The sequence below is a fragment of the Microbacterium enclense genome (assembly GCF_001456955.1).
In the GTDB taxonomy this organism is placed as follows: domain Bacteria; phylum Actinomycetota; class Actinomycetes; order Actinomycetales; family Microbacteriaceae; genus Microbacterium; species Microbacterium enclense.
Genome location: NZ_KQ758472.1, coordinates 21920 through 35925, shown reverse-complemented (window position 1 = coordinate 35925; position 14006 = coordinate 21920). Strand labels below are relative to the sequence as shown.

General features: G+C 70.1%; 15 protein-coding genes and 1 tRNA gene. 12 read left to right on the top strand and 4 right to left on the bottom strand.

All coding sequences use genetic code 11. The annotated features are described in order from the left end of the window. The first annotated feature begins 36 nt into the window (after positions 1-36). The 6 genes from AS029_RS11895 (at position 37) to AS029_RS11870 (ending at position 5484) form a co-directional block, all read left to right on the top strand. A complete protein-coding gene (locus tag AS029_RS11895; protein WP_058232824.1) occupies positions 37-339 on the top strand; it encodes a DUF427 domain-containing protein in 303 nt (100 codons plus the stop codon). Positions 340-352: 13 nt separating this feature from the next. Further along, entirely contained in the window at positions 353-1177 is an 825-nt protein-coding gene (locus AS029_RS11890) for an ABC transporter ATP-binding protein (protein ID WP_058232823.1), read from the top strand. Further along, a complete protein-coding gene (locus AS029_RS11885; protein ID WP_058232822.1) occupies positions 1174-1854 on the top strand; it encodes an ABC transporter permease in 681 nt (226 codons plus the stop codon). Before AS029_RS11890 ends, AS029_RS11885 begins: the two co-directional genes overlap by 4 nt. Continuing rightward, positions 1851-2609 (top strand): ABC transporter permease, encoded by a 759-nt coding sequence (locus tag AS029_RS11880; RefSeq protein ID WP_058232821.1) that lies wholly within the window; start codon positions 1851-1853, stop codon positions 2607-2609. The genes AS029_RS11885 and AS029_RS11880 overlap by 4 nt, the downstream gene beginning before the upstream one ends. A gap of 36 nt (positions 2610-2645) precedes the next feature. Beyond that, complete coding sequence (locus AS029_RS11875) at positions 2646-3563, top strand: ABC transporter substrate-binding protein (RefSeq protein ID WP_058232820.1); 918 nt, start codon at positions 2646-2648, stop codon at positions 3561-3563. A gap of 127 nt (positions 3564-3690) precedes the next feature. Next, positions 3691-5484: an ABC-F family ATP-binding cassette domain-containing protein gene (locus AS029_RS11870; RefSeq protein WP_058232819.1), complete on the top strand. Its 1794-nt coding sequence runs from the start codon at positions 3691-3693 to the stop codon at positions 5482-5484. Positions 5485-5730: 246 nt separating this feature from the next. Here AS029_RS11870 and AS029_RS11865 read toward each other — a convergent pair whose 3' ends face one another. Beyond that, entirely contained in the window at positions 5731-6243 is a 513-nt protein-coding gene (locus tag AS029_RS11865) for a hypothetical protein (protein ID WP_058232818.1), read from the bottom strand. After that, a complete protein-coding gene (locus AS029_RS11860; protein ID WP_058232817.1) occupies positions 6240-6737 on the bottom strand; it encodes a MarR family winged helix-turn-helix transcriptional regulator in 498 nt (165 codons plus the stop codon). The genes AS029_RS11865 and AS029_RS11860 overlap by 4 nt, the downstream gene beginning before the upstream one ends. Before the next feature lie 84 nt (positions 6738-6821). Here AS029_RS11860 and AS029_RS11855 point away from each other — a divergent pair. The 6 genes from AS029_RS11855 to AS029_RS11830 all read left to right on the top strand — a co-directional run bounded on the left by AS029_RS11855 (position 6822) and on the right by AS029_RS11830 (position 12815). Further along, positions 6822-6893: transfer RNA gene (locus AS029_RS11855), tRNA-Gln, on the top strand. Between the two features lies 1 nt (position 6894). Further along, the gene (gene glmU / locus AS029_RS11850; protein WP_058232816.1) at positions 6895-8343 is read left to right on the top strand and encodes a bifunctional UDP-N-acetylglucosamine diphosphorylase/glucosamine-1-phosphate N-acetyltransferase GlmU; all 1449 of its coding nucleotides are present in this window, start codon (positions 6895-6897) and stop codon (positions 8341-8343) included. Beyond that, positions 8333-9367, top strand: coding sequence for a ribose-phosphate diphosphokinase (locus AS029_RS11845; RefSeq protein WP_058232815.1), 1035 nt, complete (start codon positions 8333-8335; stop codon positions 9365-9367). The genes glmU and AS029_RS11845 overlap by 11 nt, the downstream gene beginning before the upstream one ends. Positions 9368-9868: 501 nt before the next feature. Next, positions 9869-10381 carry an FMN-binding protein gene (locus tag AS029_RS11840; protein WP_058232814.1) on the top strand — a complete coding sequence of 171 codons (513 nt, stop codon included), beginning with the start codon at positions 9869-9871 and terminating at the stop codon, positions 10379-10381. A 5-nt stretch (positions 10382-10386) separates the two neighbouring features. Beyond that, positions 10387-11265, top strand: a complete 879-nt coding sequence (locus AS029_RS11835) for an FAD:protein FMN transferase (protein WP_058232813.1) — start codon at positions 10387-10389, stop codon at positions 11263-11265. Further along, positions 11262-12815, top strand: a complete 1554-nt coding sequence (locus tag AS029_RS11830) for an FAD-dependent oxidoreductase (protein ID WP_058232812.1) — start codon at positions 11262-11264, stop codon at positions 12813-12815. Before AS029_RS11835 ends, AS029_RS11830 begins: the two co-directional genes overlap by 4 nt. A gap of 95 nt (positions 12816-12910) precedes the next feature. Here AS029_RS11830 and AS029_RS11825 read toward each other — a convergent pair whose 3' ends face one another. Continuing rightward, positions 12911-13288: a VOC family protein gene (locus AS029_RS11825; RefSeq protein ID WP_058232811.1), complete on the bottom strand. Its 378-nt coding sequence runs from the start codon at positions 13286-13288 to the stop codon at positions 12911-12913. 31 nt (positions 13289-13319) lie between these two features. Next, complete coding sequence (locus AS029_RS11820; protein ID WP_139168109.1) at positions 13320-13742, bottom strand: hypothetical protein; 423 nt, start codon at positions 13740-13742, stop codon at positions 13320-13322. Between the last annotated feature and the right edge of the window lie 264 nt (positions 13743-14006).

Genomic DNA, 14006 nt, shown 5'->3' with positions numbered 1-14006 from the left:
GTGCCGTGCCCGCGGGGTCCACGGAGGGGGTATCCCATGAAGGCAGTGCTCGACGGCGTCGTGATCGCCGAAGCAGACCGCGACGACCTGGCCTCGATCGAGGGCAACTGGTACTTCCCGCCGCGGGCCGTTCGCGAGGGTGCGCTGCAGCAGAGCCCCACGCCCTACACGTGCCCGTGGAAGGGTGCCGCGCAGTACTGGAACATCTCGCTCGACGGTGCCGAACTGGCCGACGGAGCGTGGTCGTACCCCGACCTGCGCCCGGGCGCGGTCGAGCGCGTCGGTAAGGACTTCGCCGGCTACGTCGCCTTCGACCGCAAGGTCGTGGTCTCCGACTGAGGTCGGTTCGCGCATGATCGAGTTCTCGGCCGTCTCCAAGGTCTTCCCCGACGGCACCCGTGCCGTGGACGATTTCCACCTTGTCATCCCGTCGCGCAAGACCACGGTGTTCGTCGGTTCATCCGGCTGCGGCAAGACCACCCTGTTGCGCATGATCAATCGCATGGTCGAACCCTCGTCGGGCTCGATCACGATCGACGGCGACGACATCGGCGCCAAACCCGCCGTGCAGCTGCGGCGCAGCATCGGCTACGTCATGCAGAATTCCGGGCTGCTTCCGCACTTCACGGTCGCCGACAACATCGCGACCGTACCGGTGCTGCAGGGCCAGAACCGCAAGACCGCCCGCGCCCGCGCCCTCGAACTGATGAAGACCGTGGGTCTCGACGTCGCCATGGCCGACCGCTACCCGAGTCAGCTCTCGGGCGGTCAGCAGCAGCGTGTCGGCGTCGCCCGCGGCCTCGCCGCCGACCCGAACATCCTGCTGATGGACGAGCCGTTCGGCGCCGTCGACCCCATCGTGCGCGACGAGCTGCAGCAGGAGCTCATCCGTCTCCAGAGCGACATCGGCAAGACCATCGTCTTCGTCACGCACGACATCGATGAGGCGTTTCTGCTCGGCGATCAGGTCGTCATCCTCGAGAAGGGCGCGAAGATCGCACAGGTCGGCACCCCGAGCGAGATCGTCGAGAACCCGGCATCCGACTTCGTGGCGAGCTTCATCGGGGCCGTCAAGGGCAAGCGCGCCCTGCACCTGAAGCAGACCGCCAACGGCACGGTCGTGGTGGATGCCGAGGGACGCACGCAGGGCTCCCTGGTGGAGGACACCCGCCCGTGAACTGGGTCGGAAACAACCTCGAGCTCATCGGGGACCTGACGCTGGTGCATCTGCGCCAGAGCCTCATCGCCCTGATCGCGGGGTTCATCGTGAGCATCCCGCTGGGGTGGGTGGCGTGGCGCTACCGGCTCGTGCGCAGCAGCGTCATCACCATCACCGGTCTGCTGTACACGATCCCGTCGCTGGCGCTGCTCATCCTCGTACCGGTGGTCACCGGGTGGTACAGCATCGTCAGCGAGACGAACCTCATCGTGGCCCTCGCCATCTACGCCGTCGCGATCCTCGTGCGCGCGGTCGCCGACGGACTCGATTCGGTGGATGCCGGGGTGCGCCAGGCATCCACGGCGATCGGCTACGGCTCGTTCCGCCGCTTCTGGGCGGTGGAGTTCCCGCTCGCCGGTCCGGTCGTGCTGGCGGGTCTGCGTGTCACCTCGGCGAGCACGATCGCCTTGGCCACGGTCGGCATCCTGGTCGGCATTCAGAACCTGGGCTACCTGTTCACGAACGGTCTGCAACGCCGCATCATCCCGGAGGTCTTCGCGGGCGTCGTGGCGGTCGTGGTGCTGGCGCTCGTCATCGACCTGCTGCTCGTGATCGCGGGGCGCCTGCTCATGCCGTGGACGCGCGGCGTGAAGACGGTGTCGCGTCAGGGCAACCGAACGTTGGTGAAGGCATGAACCTCATCGGCGAGGCCATCGCCTGGATCTTCTCGGGAGACCCGGGGCAATTCGACGCGATTCCCGTCGCGGTCGGCGTGCAGCTTCTCTACACGCTCGTGGCGATCCTCATCGCGGGGGCCATCGCCATCCCGCTCGGCTGGTACATCGGCCACACCGGCAAGGGCCGCGAGACCGCCGTCGCGATCTCGGGTGCCGCGCGTGCCATCCCCTCCTTCGGCCTGCTCATTCTGCTGACGTTGCTGCTGGGCGTGCTGCACAAGCCCGAGGCGGCGGTCATCTCGTTCGTCATCCTCGCGATCCCGTCGCTTCTGGCCGGTGCGTACACCGGGTTCGAGGCCATCGACCGGCGGGTCATCGACGCGGGCCGCTCGATGGGCATGACCGAGATGCAGGTCTTCTGGCGCATCGAGGTGCCCCTCGGGCTCCCTCTTCTCGTCGGCGGCATCCGCGCAGCGACCCTGCAGGTGCTCGCGACCGTGACGATCGCCGCCTACATCGGCCTCGGCGGACTCGGGCAGTACATCATCGCGGCCATCCCGCTCCGTCGATTCGACATCCTCATCGGCGGCGCGATCCTGGTCGCCCTGCTCGCCCTGATCACCGACGGGCTGTTCGCCCTGCTCCAGCACCTCGTCGTGCCCCGCGGCATCCGTGTCGCCGGCGCGTCGCAGCCGCAGCGCCGTTCCGCCCGGCAGCGTCGCGCCGAGGCCATCGCCGTGGGGGCGCCGACGGCGCCACCGGCGACTCCCTGACCCACCCGAATCCTGTTCACCAGAAAGAGAGCACCCATGTTCACAGCACGAACCCGGAAGGGCCTCGGCGTCTTCGCCGGCCTCGCTGTCGCTTCGATCGCCCTCGCCGGTTGCGCCGGCGGATCGAGCGACCCCCTCAGCAACGGCGGCGGAGACGCCTCGGCCTCGTCCGACACCATCGTCGTCGGCTCGCAGGCGTACTACTCGAACGAGATCATCGCCGAGATCTACGCCCAGGCTCTGGAGAGCGCGGGCAAGACCGTGACCCGCCAGTTCCAGATCGGTCAGCGCGACGCCTACATCCCGCTGCTCGAAGACGGCACCGTGTCGGTGTTCCCGGAGTACACCGGCAACCTGCTGCAGTTCTTCGACGCCGAGACCACGGCGCGCACCGCCGACGAGGTGTACGCGGCGCTCCCCGCCGCCCTGCCCGAGGGCCTCGAGGTGCTCGACCAGTCCGAGGCCACCGACCAGGACTCGTACACGGTGACCAAGGCGTTCGCCGACGCGAACGGCCTCACCTCGATCGCCGATCTCGCCAAGGTGACCTCGGGTGTGACCCTCGGCGGCAACGCCGAACTCGCCGAGCGTCCGTACGGCCCCACCGGCCTGCAGTCGACCTACGGCGTCACGGTGCAGTTCTCGCCCACCGGTGAGACCACCGTCGACGACCTCGTCGCCGGCACGATCCAGGTCGCGAACGTCTACACGGCCGACCCGCGCATCCAGACCGACGATCTGGTCACCCTCACCGACCCGAAGGGCCTGTTCCTGGCCTCGAACGTCGTGCCGGTGGTCAACTCGAACGTCGCCGCCGACGTGGCCGACGTGCTCAACAAGGTCAGCGCAGCGCTCACGCCCGAGGGTCTCGTCGAGCTGAACGTGAAGTCGACCGTCGACCAGGAGTCGTCGGCCGACATCGCCGAGGAGTGGCTCGCCGCCAACGGCTTCTGAGTCGTCTTCTCATCGCGGGGTCGTCCGGTTCGCCGGGCGGCCCCGCTGTGGTTCCCGGATGCCACGCGTCGGCATCGCGACCGCAGCGCACTGCACCGCGCCGGGCACCGCGTAGCCTGGGACGGATATGGCACATCTGCTCGGGGGCGAAGCCCTGCACCTGGAATACCCGACCAAGGTCGTCTTCGACTCCGTCTCGCTGGGCGTGAACGAGGGTGATCGGATCGGCATCGTCGGCCGCAACGGCGACGGCAAGTCGAGTCTGCTCGGCATGCTCGCGGGCATCCGCGAACCCGACGGCGGGCGCGTCACGGTGCGCGGCGGGGTGACCGTCGGCGTGCTCGACCAGCAGGACACCCTCGACGACGACGACACGATCGGGCACGCGGTCGTCGGCGATCGCGCCGAGCACGAGTGGGCGGGCGACGCGCGCACGCGCGACGTGATCGCGGGCCTCCTCGGCGACCTGGCGTGGGACGCGCGCCTCGGCGACCTCTCGGGCGGTCAGCGCCGCCGTGTCGCGCTGGCGAAGCTGCTGTCCGGTGACTGGGACGTGCTCTTCCTCGACGAGCCCACCAACCACCTCGACGTCGAGGCGATCACGTGGCTCGCGGCACACCTCAAGAAGCGCTGGGCCCCGAGCGCCGGCGGCCTTCTCGTGGTCACGCACGACCGGTGGTTCCTCGACGAGATCTGCAACACGACGTGGGAGGTGCACGACCGCATCGTCGAGCCCTTCGAGGGCGGTTATGCGGCGTACATCCTGCAGCGGGTGGAGCGCGATCGCCAGGCGGCATCCATCGAACAACGCCGCCAGAATCTCGCCCGCAAAGAACTCGCGTGGCTGCGCCGCGGGGCTCCCGCCCGCACGTCGAAGCCGAAGTTCCGCATCGACGCCGCGAACGAGCTCATCGCCGACGTACCCGAGATCCGCGACAAGGTGGCTCTGCAGTCGCTCGCGGTGGCGCGCCTCGGCAAAGACGTGGTCGATCTGCTCGACGTGGGCGTCACCTACGGCGATCACACCGTGCTCAGAGACGTCGAGTGGCGCATCGCGCCGGGCGAGCGCACCGGCATCCTCGGTGTGAACGGTGCCGGAAAATCGACGCTGCTGAACCTCGTCACCGGGTCGCTGGAGCCCACGTCAGGGCGGGTCAAGCGCGGCAAGACCGTCAAGGTCGCCACCCTCACCCAGCGCCTCGACGAGCTCGATCAGCATCTGAACGACCCGGTGCGCGTGGTCATCTCGGGGCTACGCACGACCTACTCGTTCGGCGCCGGTTCGAAGGCGCAGGAGCTCACCCCCGGTCAGCTCCTCGAGCGTCTCGGATTCTCGAGCGCCCAGCTGTCCACCCCCGTGAAAGACCTGTCCGGCGGGCAGAAGCGGCGCCTGCAGCTGCTGCTCGTCATCCTCGACCAACCGAACGTGCTCATCCTCGACGAGCCGACCAACGACCTCGACACCGACATGCTCGCCGCGATGGAAGACCTGCTCGACTCGTGGTCGGGCACCCTCATCGTCGTGTCGCACGATCGGTACTTCCTCGAGCGCGTCACCGACCAGCAGTACGCGATCCTCGACACCAGGCTCCGTCACCTTCCCGGAGGCGTCGACGAATACCTGCGCCTGCGGGCGATCCAGGATGCCGAGCCCTCGCGGCCGGCATCGTCGGGCGCCGCCGCAGCGGCACCGGGTCTGCAGGGCGCCGAGTTGCGCGCGGCGCAGAAGGAGGCGTCGGCCACCGAGCGGCGCATCGAGAAGCTGCAGCAGCAGATCGACACGGCCAAGACGGCCCTCGCCGATCACGATCAGTCGGACTACGAGGGTCTCGGCAAGGAGATGCAGCGCATCTCGGCACTCGAGGCCGAGCGCGACGAGCTCGAGATGAAGTGGTTCGAGCTGACCGAGGCCATCGGCTGAGCGCCGGTCCGCCGCGAGGGTGAGCCCCGCGACCGGAGGAGATCGCGGCTGCGGAGGAGCATCTGTGCGGCATCCGTCCTCCGTTCCCGGGAATTCCTCCCGGCGCGGGCGTCGGGTTCTCGCGCGACGCGCGGCTCGGTCAGCCGGTGAGCGGAGGAGATCGCGGCTACGGAGGATCGTTTCCGCGGCATCCGTCCTCCGCTCCCGGGAAGCCCTCCCGGCACGAAGGGGCGGCGGCTCGCGGGCTCAGTGCACCGCGTACTCGAGCACGACGATGAACAGGCCCAGGCACGCGGTCGCGAACGCGCCGAGCAGGCGCATCACGAGGTGCGCCCTGCGCCGCGCGTAGGCGAAGTAGCCGAGGATCCCCAGCACCACGAACGTCGACCAGCCGCACAGCTCCGACGCGTCGTCGACCGACATGCCCGCCGCGTCGGCGAACACGAGCGCGAGCACCGACGGCACCGAGGCGTAGAGCATGCCAGCGCCATGACGGACGCCGTCGAGCGTCGCGTGCCAGAGACCGTGCTCCGCGTGCTGGGTGAGGGTGTGGGCGAAGACGTGGGCGATGAAGAACACGACGAGCGAGCTGGATGCGCTGAGCAGTACCTCGCCCACCGTCTCGGCATGGTCGTCGGCGATCGTCACGAACGCGGCGAAGACGATCAGGCCGTAGATCGCGGCGGGGGAGCGGAAGCGCACGTCGAACCATGCGCGCACGCCGCGCCACCGCGACGGGGAGGCGACGGGGGCGCTCATGCGTCGAATCCGAGGCTCAGCTTGCGCAGCAGCGTCGCGAGGCGCTCGCGATCGCCGCGCGAGAGGCCCTCGAGCAGGAGGGCCTCGGCATCGACGAGGCGGGTGATGGCGGCATCCACGCGCACGCGGCCGTCGTCGGTCAGGGTCACGAGGATGCTCCGTCCGTCTCCGGGATCGGCTTCGCGCCGCACGAACCGGCGGGCGACGAGGCGGTCGATCCGGTTGGTCATGGTGCCGCTGGAGACGAGGGTCTGCTGCAGCAGTTGCTTCGGGCTCAACTGGTACGGCTCGCCGGCGCGACGGAGCGCGGAGAGCACGTCCCATTCCCACGACTCGATGTCGCTGCGGCGGAACGCCTCTTTGCGGGCGATGTCGAGGTGGCGTGAGAGCCGCGCCACGCGCGACAGCACCTCGAGGGGCGAGAAGTCCAGGTCGGGACGTTGCCGGACCCAGGCGTCGACGATGCGATCCACCTCGTCGCTGTCCCGGCTCACGGTCTCATTATGGCGGTCCCTGTGGGAAGGCGCGGGTGCGGGGCCGCGCCGTCTGGCAGACTTGACCGGTGCCCGCGGGCACGGTCCGCCGTGGTGTAACGGCAGCACGACAGCCTTTGGAGCTGTTAGGTCTAGGTTCGAATCCTGGCGGCGGAGCATGACATCACCGACCGAGTTGGCCGTCGTCGTCCTCGCCGCGGGTCAGGGAACGCGCATGCGCTCCCGCACTCCCAAGGTGCTGCACCCCGTCGGCGGTCGCCCGCTCGTCGGTCACGTGCTCGACACCGCGGCATCCCTCGATCCGGCGCGCATCGTCGTGGTCGTGCGGCACGAGCGCGAGCTCGTCGCCGAGACCGTCGCCGAGCTCGCCCCCGGCGTGATCGTCGTCGATCAAGACGAGGTGCCGGGCACCGGTCGCGCGGTCGAGGCCGCGCTCGGCGCGCTCGAGGGCTTCGAGGGCGACGTGCTCGTGCTGAGCGCCGACGTGCCGCTTCTCGAGACCGGCACCCTCACCGAGCTGCTCGCGACGCACCGCTCGGGCGGCACCGCCGTGACCTTGTTGAGTGCCCGCGTCGACCAGCCGTTCGGCTACGGCCGCATCCTGCGCGACGAGGTCGACGGCGTGCGCCGCATCGTCGAGCAGAAGGATGCCACCGACGACGAGGCGGCCGTCACCGAGATCAACGTGGGCGTGTACGTCTTCCAGGCCGCTCCCCTGCGCACGCAGCTCGCGCTCGTCGGCACCGACAACGCGCAGGGCGAGAAATACCTCACCGATGTCATCGGGCTTCTGCGTGACGCGCAGCTGGGGGTCGCGGCATCCCTCACCCCCGACGCCTCGGCCGCCCTCGGCGTGAACGATCGGGTGCAGCTGTCGGAGGCCGGGCGCACTCTCAACGCCCGCACCGTGCGGCGGTGGCAGCTCGAGGGCGTCACGGTCGTCGACCCCGCCACGACCTGGATCGACGTCACGGCGACCCTCGCCCCCGACGTGACCATCCTCCCGAACACCCACGTGCGCGGCGCCACCGTCATCGCCTCGGGTGCGACGATCGGCCCCGACACCAGCCTCGTCGACTGCGAGGTGGGAGAGGATGCCACGATCACCCGCTCCGACGCGACGCTCGCCGTCGTCGACGCGGGCGCGACCGTCGGACCCTTCGCCTACTTGCGCGCCAACGCCCGCGTGGGCGTGAAGGGCAAGGTCGGCACCTTCGTCGAGGTGAAGAACTCTTCCATCGGCGAGGGCAGCAAGGTGCCCCACCTCTCCTACATCGGCGACACCGACATCGGCCGCGGGGTCAACCTCGGCGCCGGCGCGATCACCGCGAACTACGACGATCTGACCAAGCACCGCACGGTCATCGGCGACGAGGTGCACAGCGGATCGCACAACGTCTTCGTGGCGCCGGTTACGATTGGAGACGGCGCCAAGACGGGCGCCGGCGCGGTGATCCGCAAGGACGTTCCGGCCGGCGCACTGGCACTCAGTGTGGCACCCCAGCGGAACATCGAGGGGTGGGTCGAGAAGAACCGACCGGGCACCGCAGCGGCCGACGTGGCCGCGCGGGCTCGGGCTGAACAGGAAGCGGCCGATGGCTCGTAAGAAGAACCGTGTAGACCTCGACCGCGACAACGGCATCGCCCCCGGGCTCGTCGCCAAGACCAAGAAGCGGCTCGTCGTCGCGACCGGTCGCTCGCACCCCGAGCTGGCCGCGCAGGTGGCGCAGCACCTCGGCACCGAGCTCGCCCCCACCGAGCACCGCACCTTCGCCTCGGGCGAGATCTACACCCGTTTCGAGGTGTCGATCCGCGGCTGCGACGTCTTCGTCGTGCAGTCGTTCGGCCCGCCGGTCAACGAGTGGCTGATGGAGCTGCTCATCATGCTCGACGCGCTCAAGCGTGCGTCCGCCAAGCGCGTGACCGTCGTGGCGCCCTATTTCCCGTACTCGCGGCAAGACAAGAAGGGCCGTGGACGCGAGCCCATCAGCGCGCGACTCGTCGCCGACCTGCTCAAGACGGCCGGAGCCGACCGCATCATGAGCGTCGACCTGCACGCCGCGCAGATCCAGGGCTTCTTCGACGGCCCCGTCGACCACCTCTTCGCCAAGCCCGTGCTGCTCGAGCACTTCGAGCAGAAGCTCACCGGCGAGGACCGCGAGACGCTCACGGTCGTCTCGCCCGACATGGGCCGCGTGCGTGTGGCCGACACGTGGTCCGACAGCCTGGGTGCGCCGCTCGCGATCATCCACAAGCGTCGCGACCCGAAGGTCGCCAACCAGGTCTCGGTGCACGAGATCGTCGGTGACGTCAACGGCCGCACCTGTCTGCTCGTCGACGACATGATCGACACCGGCGGAACCATCCAGAAGGCGGCGCAGGCGCTCAAGGCCAACGGCGCCCGCAAGGTGATCGTCGCCGCGACCCACGCGATCTTCAGCGACCCGGCCACCGAGCGCCTTCAGGATGCCGCGATCGACGAGGTCGTCATCACCGACACCGTTCCGCTGGCTCCCGAGCGTCATTTCGACCGCCTCACGGTGCTGCCGATCGCGCCGCTGCTGGCCCGCGCGATCCACGAGGTCTTCGAAGACGGCTCGGTCACGAGTATGTTCGGCGGCGACGCGTAAGCGCTGCCCGCTTTCCTCGGCCATCTCCTCGCGCGGGAGGTGGCCGAGTGACGTGAGGGCGGCGTGTCGCGGCGCGGTGCGCATGGTCGGCGATGTGCGCAAAGTCAGTGCGATTCGGTGGGTCTCGGCTGAGGATATGCACATCGCGGAGGTTGTGTGCGGCCGCCTCGTGTCGCGGCGCGGTGCGCATGGTCGGCGATGTGCGCAAAGTCAGCGCGATTCGGCGGGTCCCGGCTGAGGTTGTGCACATCGCGGAGGTTGTGTGCGGCCGCCTCGGGTCGCGGCGCGGTGCGCGTCGTCGGCGATGCGCGCAAAGTCAGCGCGATTCGGCGGGTCCCGGCGGAGGTTGTGCACATCGCGGAGGTTGTGTGCGGTTCCCGAGGCCTCCCCACGGGTCGCCCGCTCACAGCCGGCACAAAAGAATGAACCGGGCTGCCGTCAAGGTCGTGTCCCTACCGTGAGCAGCACCGCGCCGCGAGGCACGACCGAAGGAGGACCCTCATGATCCGCACCACAGCCGTACCCCGTCCCGTCCGCATCGGCACCGCCCTGCTGGGCGTCGCCGGCATCGTCACCCTCGCGGGCTGCGCCGGCGGCACGAACACCGACGCCGCCGCCCCCGCCGAATCGGCATCCGCCCCCGCCGCCACGTCGGCGCCGAGCGCGAGCGCTTCGGCCAGTGCGAGCGCCGCCACCGGCAGCGCGACGTCTTCGGGCACCTACGCCGACGGCACCTACGAGGCGACCGGTCAGTACGCCACGCCCGAGAGCGTCGAGACCGTCGACGTGACCCTCACGATCGCCGACGACACCATCACGGCGGTCGAGGTGACCGGCGACCCGCAGGCCGCCGAGTCCAAGCGCTACCAGAGCGAGTTCATCGGCGGCATCCAGGGCGAGGTCGTCGGCAAGAAGCTCGACGAGATCTCCGTGAGCAAGGTCGCCGGCTCGTCGCTGACGAGCGGCGGCTTCAACAACGCCATCGAGACCATCAAGACCGAGGCCAAGGCCTGACGAGCATGGCCACCCCGACCGCGACGGGCTCGACCTGGGCCTTCGACGCGATCGGCACGTCGTGGGCGATCGACACGGCCGAGCCGCTGTCGTCGGTCGTCCGCAACGCCGTGTCGGCCCTCGTCGAGCGCTTCGACCGCGAATGGTCGCGCTTCCGCGACGATTCGATGATCACCACCCTGGCGCAGGGCCGCGCGGCATCCGTTCCCGCCCCGGCCGATGCGGATGCCATGCTCTCGCTGTACGACGAGCTCGATCGGGCGACGGTCGGCGCCGTCAACCCGCTGGTCGGCGATGCGCTGGCCCGCCTCGGATACGACGCGCGACTGTCGCTCGCGCCGTCAGGCGCGCCCGAGCCGTCGCCGGCGTGGCGCGAGACGGTGTCTCTGCGCGAGGGGCGGCTGAGCGTGTCGACGCCGTCGACGATCGACGTCGGAGCCCTCGGCAAGGGACGCCTGGTCGACCTCGTGCTCGACACCGTGCGCGCGCACGTCGACGGCGATGTCGTCGTCGACGCGTCGGGCGATCTCGCGGCCCGGGGGACACCCGTGCGCGTGGGCCTCGAGCATCCGTACGATCCGACGCTCGCGATCGGAGTGGTCACCGTTGCCGACGCCGCGCTGTGCGCATCGGCCATCAACCGGCGCGCCTGGGGCGACGGTCTGCACCACGTGCTCGATGCCCGCACGGGGGTACCGGTTCGCGCCTTCGCCGCCACGTGGGCGCTGGCCGACACGGCCATGCGGGCCGACGCCCTCGCCACGGCGTTGTTCTTCGACGGCGGGCCCGAGCTCGCGGCATCCTGGAACGCGCACTGGGTGCGCATGCGCACCGACGGCCGCGCGGAGTGGTCGCACGGATTCCCCGGAAAGGTCTTCTCATGAGCGCCACCCTCACCGCGGGCTCGACCCGCGTTCTCGGTGTGATCGGCCGCGTGTCGATGTACCGGCTGGTCCTGTCGTCACTCGGCCTGCTCGCGCTCATCGCGCTCGTGCTGTCGTTCGCCGGGCTCGTCGTGCCCGAACCGCTCGAGCTGGTCGCGAGCGCGATCGTGCTGGCGCTCGCGTGCGGCGCGACGGATCTCGTCGCGCAGAGCGTGCTCCGGATGCCGCGGCGTCTGGAGTCCTCGCTCATCACCGCGCTGATCCTGCTGTTCGTGCTGCGTCCCGGCATCGAGCCGCTGGGTCTTGCGGGTCTCGCTCTCGCGGGAGTGGTGGCATCCGCGTCGAAGTACCTGCTCGTCTGGCGCGGGCGACACATCTTCAATCCCGCCGCGACCGGCGCCAGCGTGCTGACGATCGTGAGCATCTGGGCGCCCGACCTGGGTTCGTCCGCCTGGTGGGTGGGTTCGCCCTGGCTCGCCGCCCCCGTGATCGTGCTCGGCGTCCTCCTGCTGCTGCGCACCGACAAACTGCCGCTCGTCGCGGTCTTCTGGGTCGTGGCGATGGCTGTGGCGTTCACCCGCACCACGGTGCAGTTCCAGGCGGCGGGCTTCCCCGTCGACGTCCCCGCCGTGCTACTGCAGGTGGCGTTCTCGTCGCCGTTCCTGTTCCTCGGCGCCTTCATGCTGTCCGAGCCCCTCACACTTCCTCCGCGCCGCACGCAGCAGTACCTCGTCGCGATCGTCGTCGGCATTCTGGCCGGCTGGCCATTGCCCGTCGGCGAGATCACCCTCGGTCAGGAGCGGGCCCTGCTGATCGGCAACCTGCTGGCGTTCCTGCTGTGCCTGCGGGCGGCCGTGCGCCTGCGCGTCGAGCGGCGTCGCGACCTCACGCCCACCGTGCGCGAACTGACGTTCCACGCCGCGCGGCCCTTCTCGTTCTCGCCCGGCCAGTACCTCGAACTCGACGTGCCGCACCGTCGGCCCGACGCCCGCGGCACGCGCCGGGAGTTCTCGATCGCCTCGGCACCCGAGGATCTGCCCGAGGTGCGGATCGCCTTCAAGGACGGGTCGCAGTCGTCGTACAAGCGCGCCCTCGCGGCGGTCGAGACCGGGTCGACCCTCGCCGTCACGGGCGTGTGGGGCGACTTCGTCCTGCCGTCGCGTCCGACGGCGCCCGTCCTGCTGGTCGCCGCCGGCATCGGGGTGACGCCGTTCGTGTCGCAGCTGCGTCACCTCGCGGCGACCGGGCAGGATCGCGACGTCGTGCTCGTCTACGTCGTGTCGCAGGCCGCGGAACTCGCCTTCCGCGACGACATCGCCGCCAGCGGCATCCCGGTCGTGGTCTACTCGCGCGACGAACCGCGTGACCTGCCCGCCGCGTGGACGTGGGCCGGGCCCGACCGAGTGGATGCCGAGGGGCTGCTGCGCGCGGTCCCCGACATCGCGCGGCGCGCGGCCTACGTCTCGGGGCCGCCGCGGTTGATCTCGGCGCTCGCACCCGCGTTGGCCAAGGCGAAGTCGCTGACGACCGACGCGTTCGCGGGGTACTGAGCCCGGGCCACCGTCGGCGCCGGCGCGATCCGGTGGACCCGGCTCGTTGTCCCCGTCCGCCGGCGAACCGCCGGGGCTCGCTCGTTCGAGACCCGTCAGAGTCCGCGCAACCCGGCGAGCGACTGCAGCTCCCAGGTGTTGCCGTCCGGGTCGCTGAATGACGCGTACGCGACCCCGCCCAGGTCGCGGACGGGACCGACGTCTACTCCGCGCGCCCGGAGGAGTTCGCGTACGGCAGCGATGTCGTCCACGACGAGGTGGATGCCGTGGACGGGAGCCGCATCCGGGCGGGTCATCCCGATGCCGAACGCGATGGAGCACGCGGAGCCGGGCGGTGTCAGCTGCACGATGCGCATGCCGTTTCCCGGCTCGACGTCATGGTCGAGGTGGAACCCGACGGCATCGACGTAGAAGGTCTTGCTGCGGTCGACGTCCGAGACCGGGACGGGGATGAGTTCGAGCTTCATGTCCATGCGGGGTCCTCTCCGTGGACGGATGCGCCCCTCATGACACGAGGGAGCCCCAGAGCTGCCACCCCGCGTAACCGTTCATGATGACCCCGATGAGCGCGACGATCGCACCCACGACTCCGACCCGGAACGGGCCCGGGAGGCCGTCGACGCGTTCGCTGGAACCTCCCGGAACCGCCCGCCCCGCGGCCTTCCACACGGAACCGCGATACCTCACGATCACCAGTCCGCCGACGAGAACCACCAACCCGATGATCAGGCTGGGGAGAGTCGGTGCGGATGCGGTCTGCTCAGACGTCGCCCGCACGGTCACGCCCGACCCCGCCGATCCTTCCCGTGCGGTGACGGGGGTGGGCGACGCGGTGGGGGTGGCGGAAGTGGGCGATGCGGTGGCGCTCTCGGTGGGCTTCTCCGCCGGCTCGACGACCCGAGGGGCGGGGGCGTTGCTCCGGGGCACCTCAGCGCCCGTCCCGCCCGACGTCGTCGTCCCGTTCCCTGAGCGGAATGTTTCGACGACGGTGCCGGGGGGACGGGACGGGTCGAAGGTCGCGGTGCCCACGGGCGCCCCGGGAGGCACCAACGGCGCGGTCGTCTCCACCGGCTCCGTCGGAGCGGGTTCGGAGCTCTCTTCTGGCGCCGACGGCTCGGGGGAAGGGGGCGGGTCCGAGGGCGCTGGCTGGTCGACGACCTCTTCGGTCGCTTCCGGCGAGGGGACCACGTC

Coding starts and splice junctions, on each gene's coding strand:
- AS029_RS11895 (WP_058232824.1), top strand. CDS start 37: ATGAAGGCAGTGCTCGACGGCGTCGTGATCGCCGAAGCAGACCGCGAC.
- AS029_RS11890 (WP_058232823.1), top strand. CDS start 353: ATGATCGAGTTCTCGGCCGTCTCCAAGGTCTTCCCCGACGGCACCCGT.
- AS029_RS11880 (WP_058232821.1), top strand. CDS start 1,851: ATGAACCTCATCGGCGAGGCCATCGCCTGGATCTTCTCGGGAGACCCG.
- AS029_RS11875 (WP_058232820.1), top strand. CDS start 2,646: ATGTTCACAGCACGAACCCGGAAGGGCCTCGGCGTCTTCGCCGGCCTC.
- AS029_RS11870 (WP_058232819.1), top strand. CDS start 3,691: ATGGCACATCTGCTCGGGGGCGAAGCCCTGCACCTGGAATACCCGACC.
- AS029_RS11865 (WP_058232818.1), bottom strand. CDS start 6,243: ATGAGCGCCCCCGTCGCCTCCCCGTCGCGGTGGCGCGGCGTGCGCGCA.
- glmU (WP_058232816.1), top strand. CDS start 6,895: ATGACATCACCGACCGAGTTGGCCGTCGTCGTCCTCGCCGCGGGTCAG.
- AS029_RS11845 (WP_058232815.1), top strand. CDS start 8,333: ATGGCTCGTAAGAAGAACCGTGTAGACCTCGACCGCGACAACGGCATC.
- AS029_RS11840 (WP_058232814.1), top strand. CDS start 9,869: ATGATCCGCACCACAGCCGTACCCCGTCCCGTCCGCATCGGCACCGCC.
- AS029_RS11835 (WP_058232813.1), top strand. CDS start 10,387: ATGGCCACCCCGACCGCGACGGGCTCGACCTGGGCCTTCGACGCGATC.
- AS029_RS11830 (WP_058232812.1), top strand. CDS start 11,262: ATGAGCGCCACCCTCACCGCGGGCTCGACCCGCGTTCTCGGTGTGATC.
- AS029_RS11825 (WP_058232811.1), bottom strand. CDS start 13,288: ATGGACATGAAGCTCGAACTCATCCCCGTCCCGGTCTCGGACGTCGAC.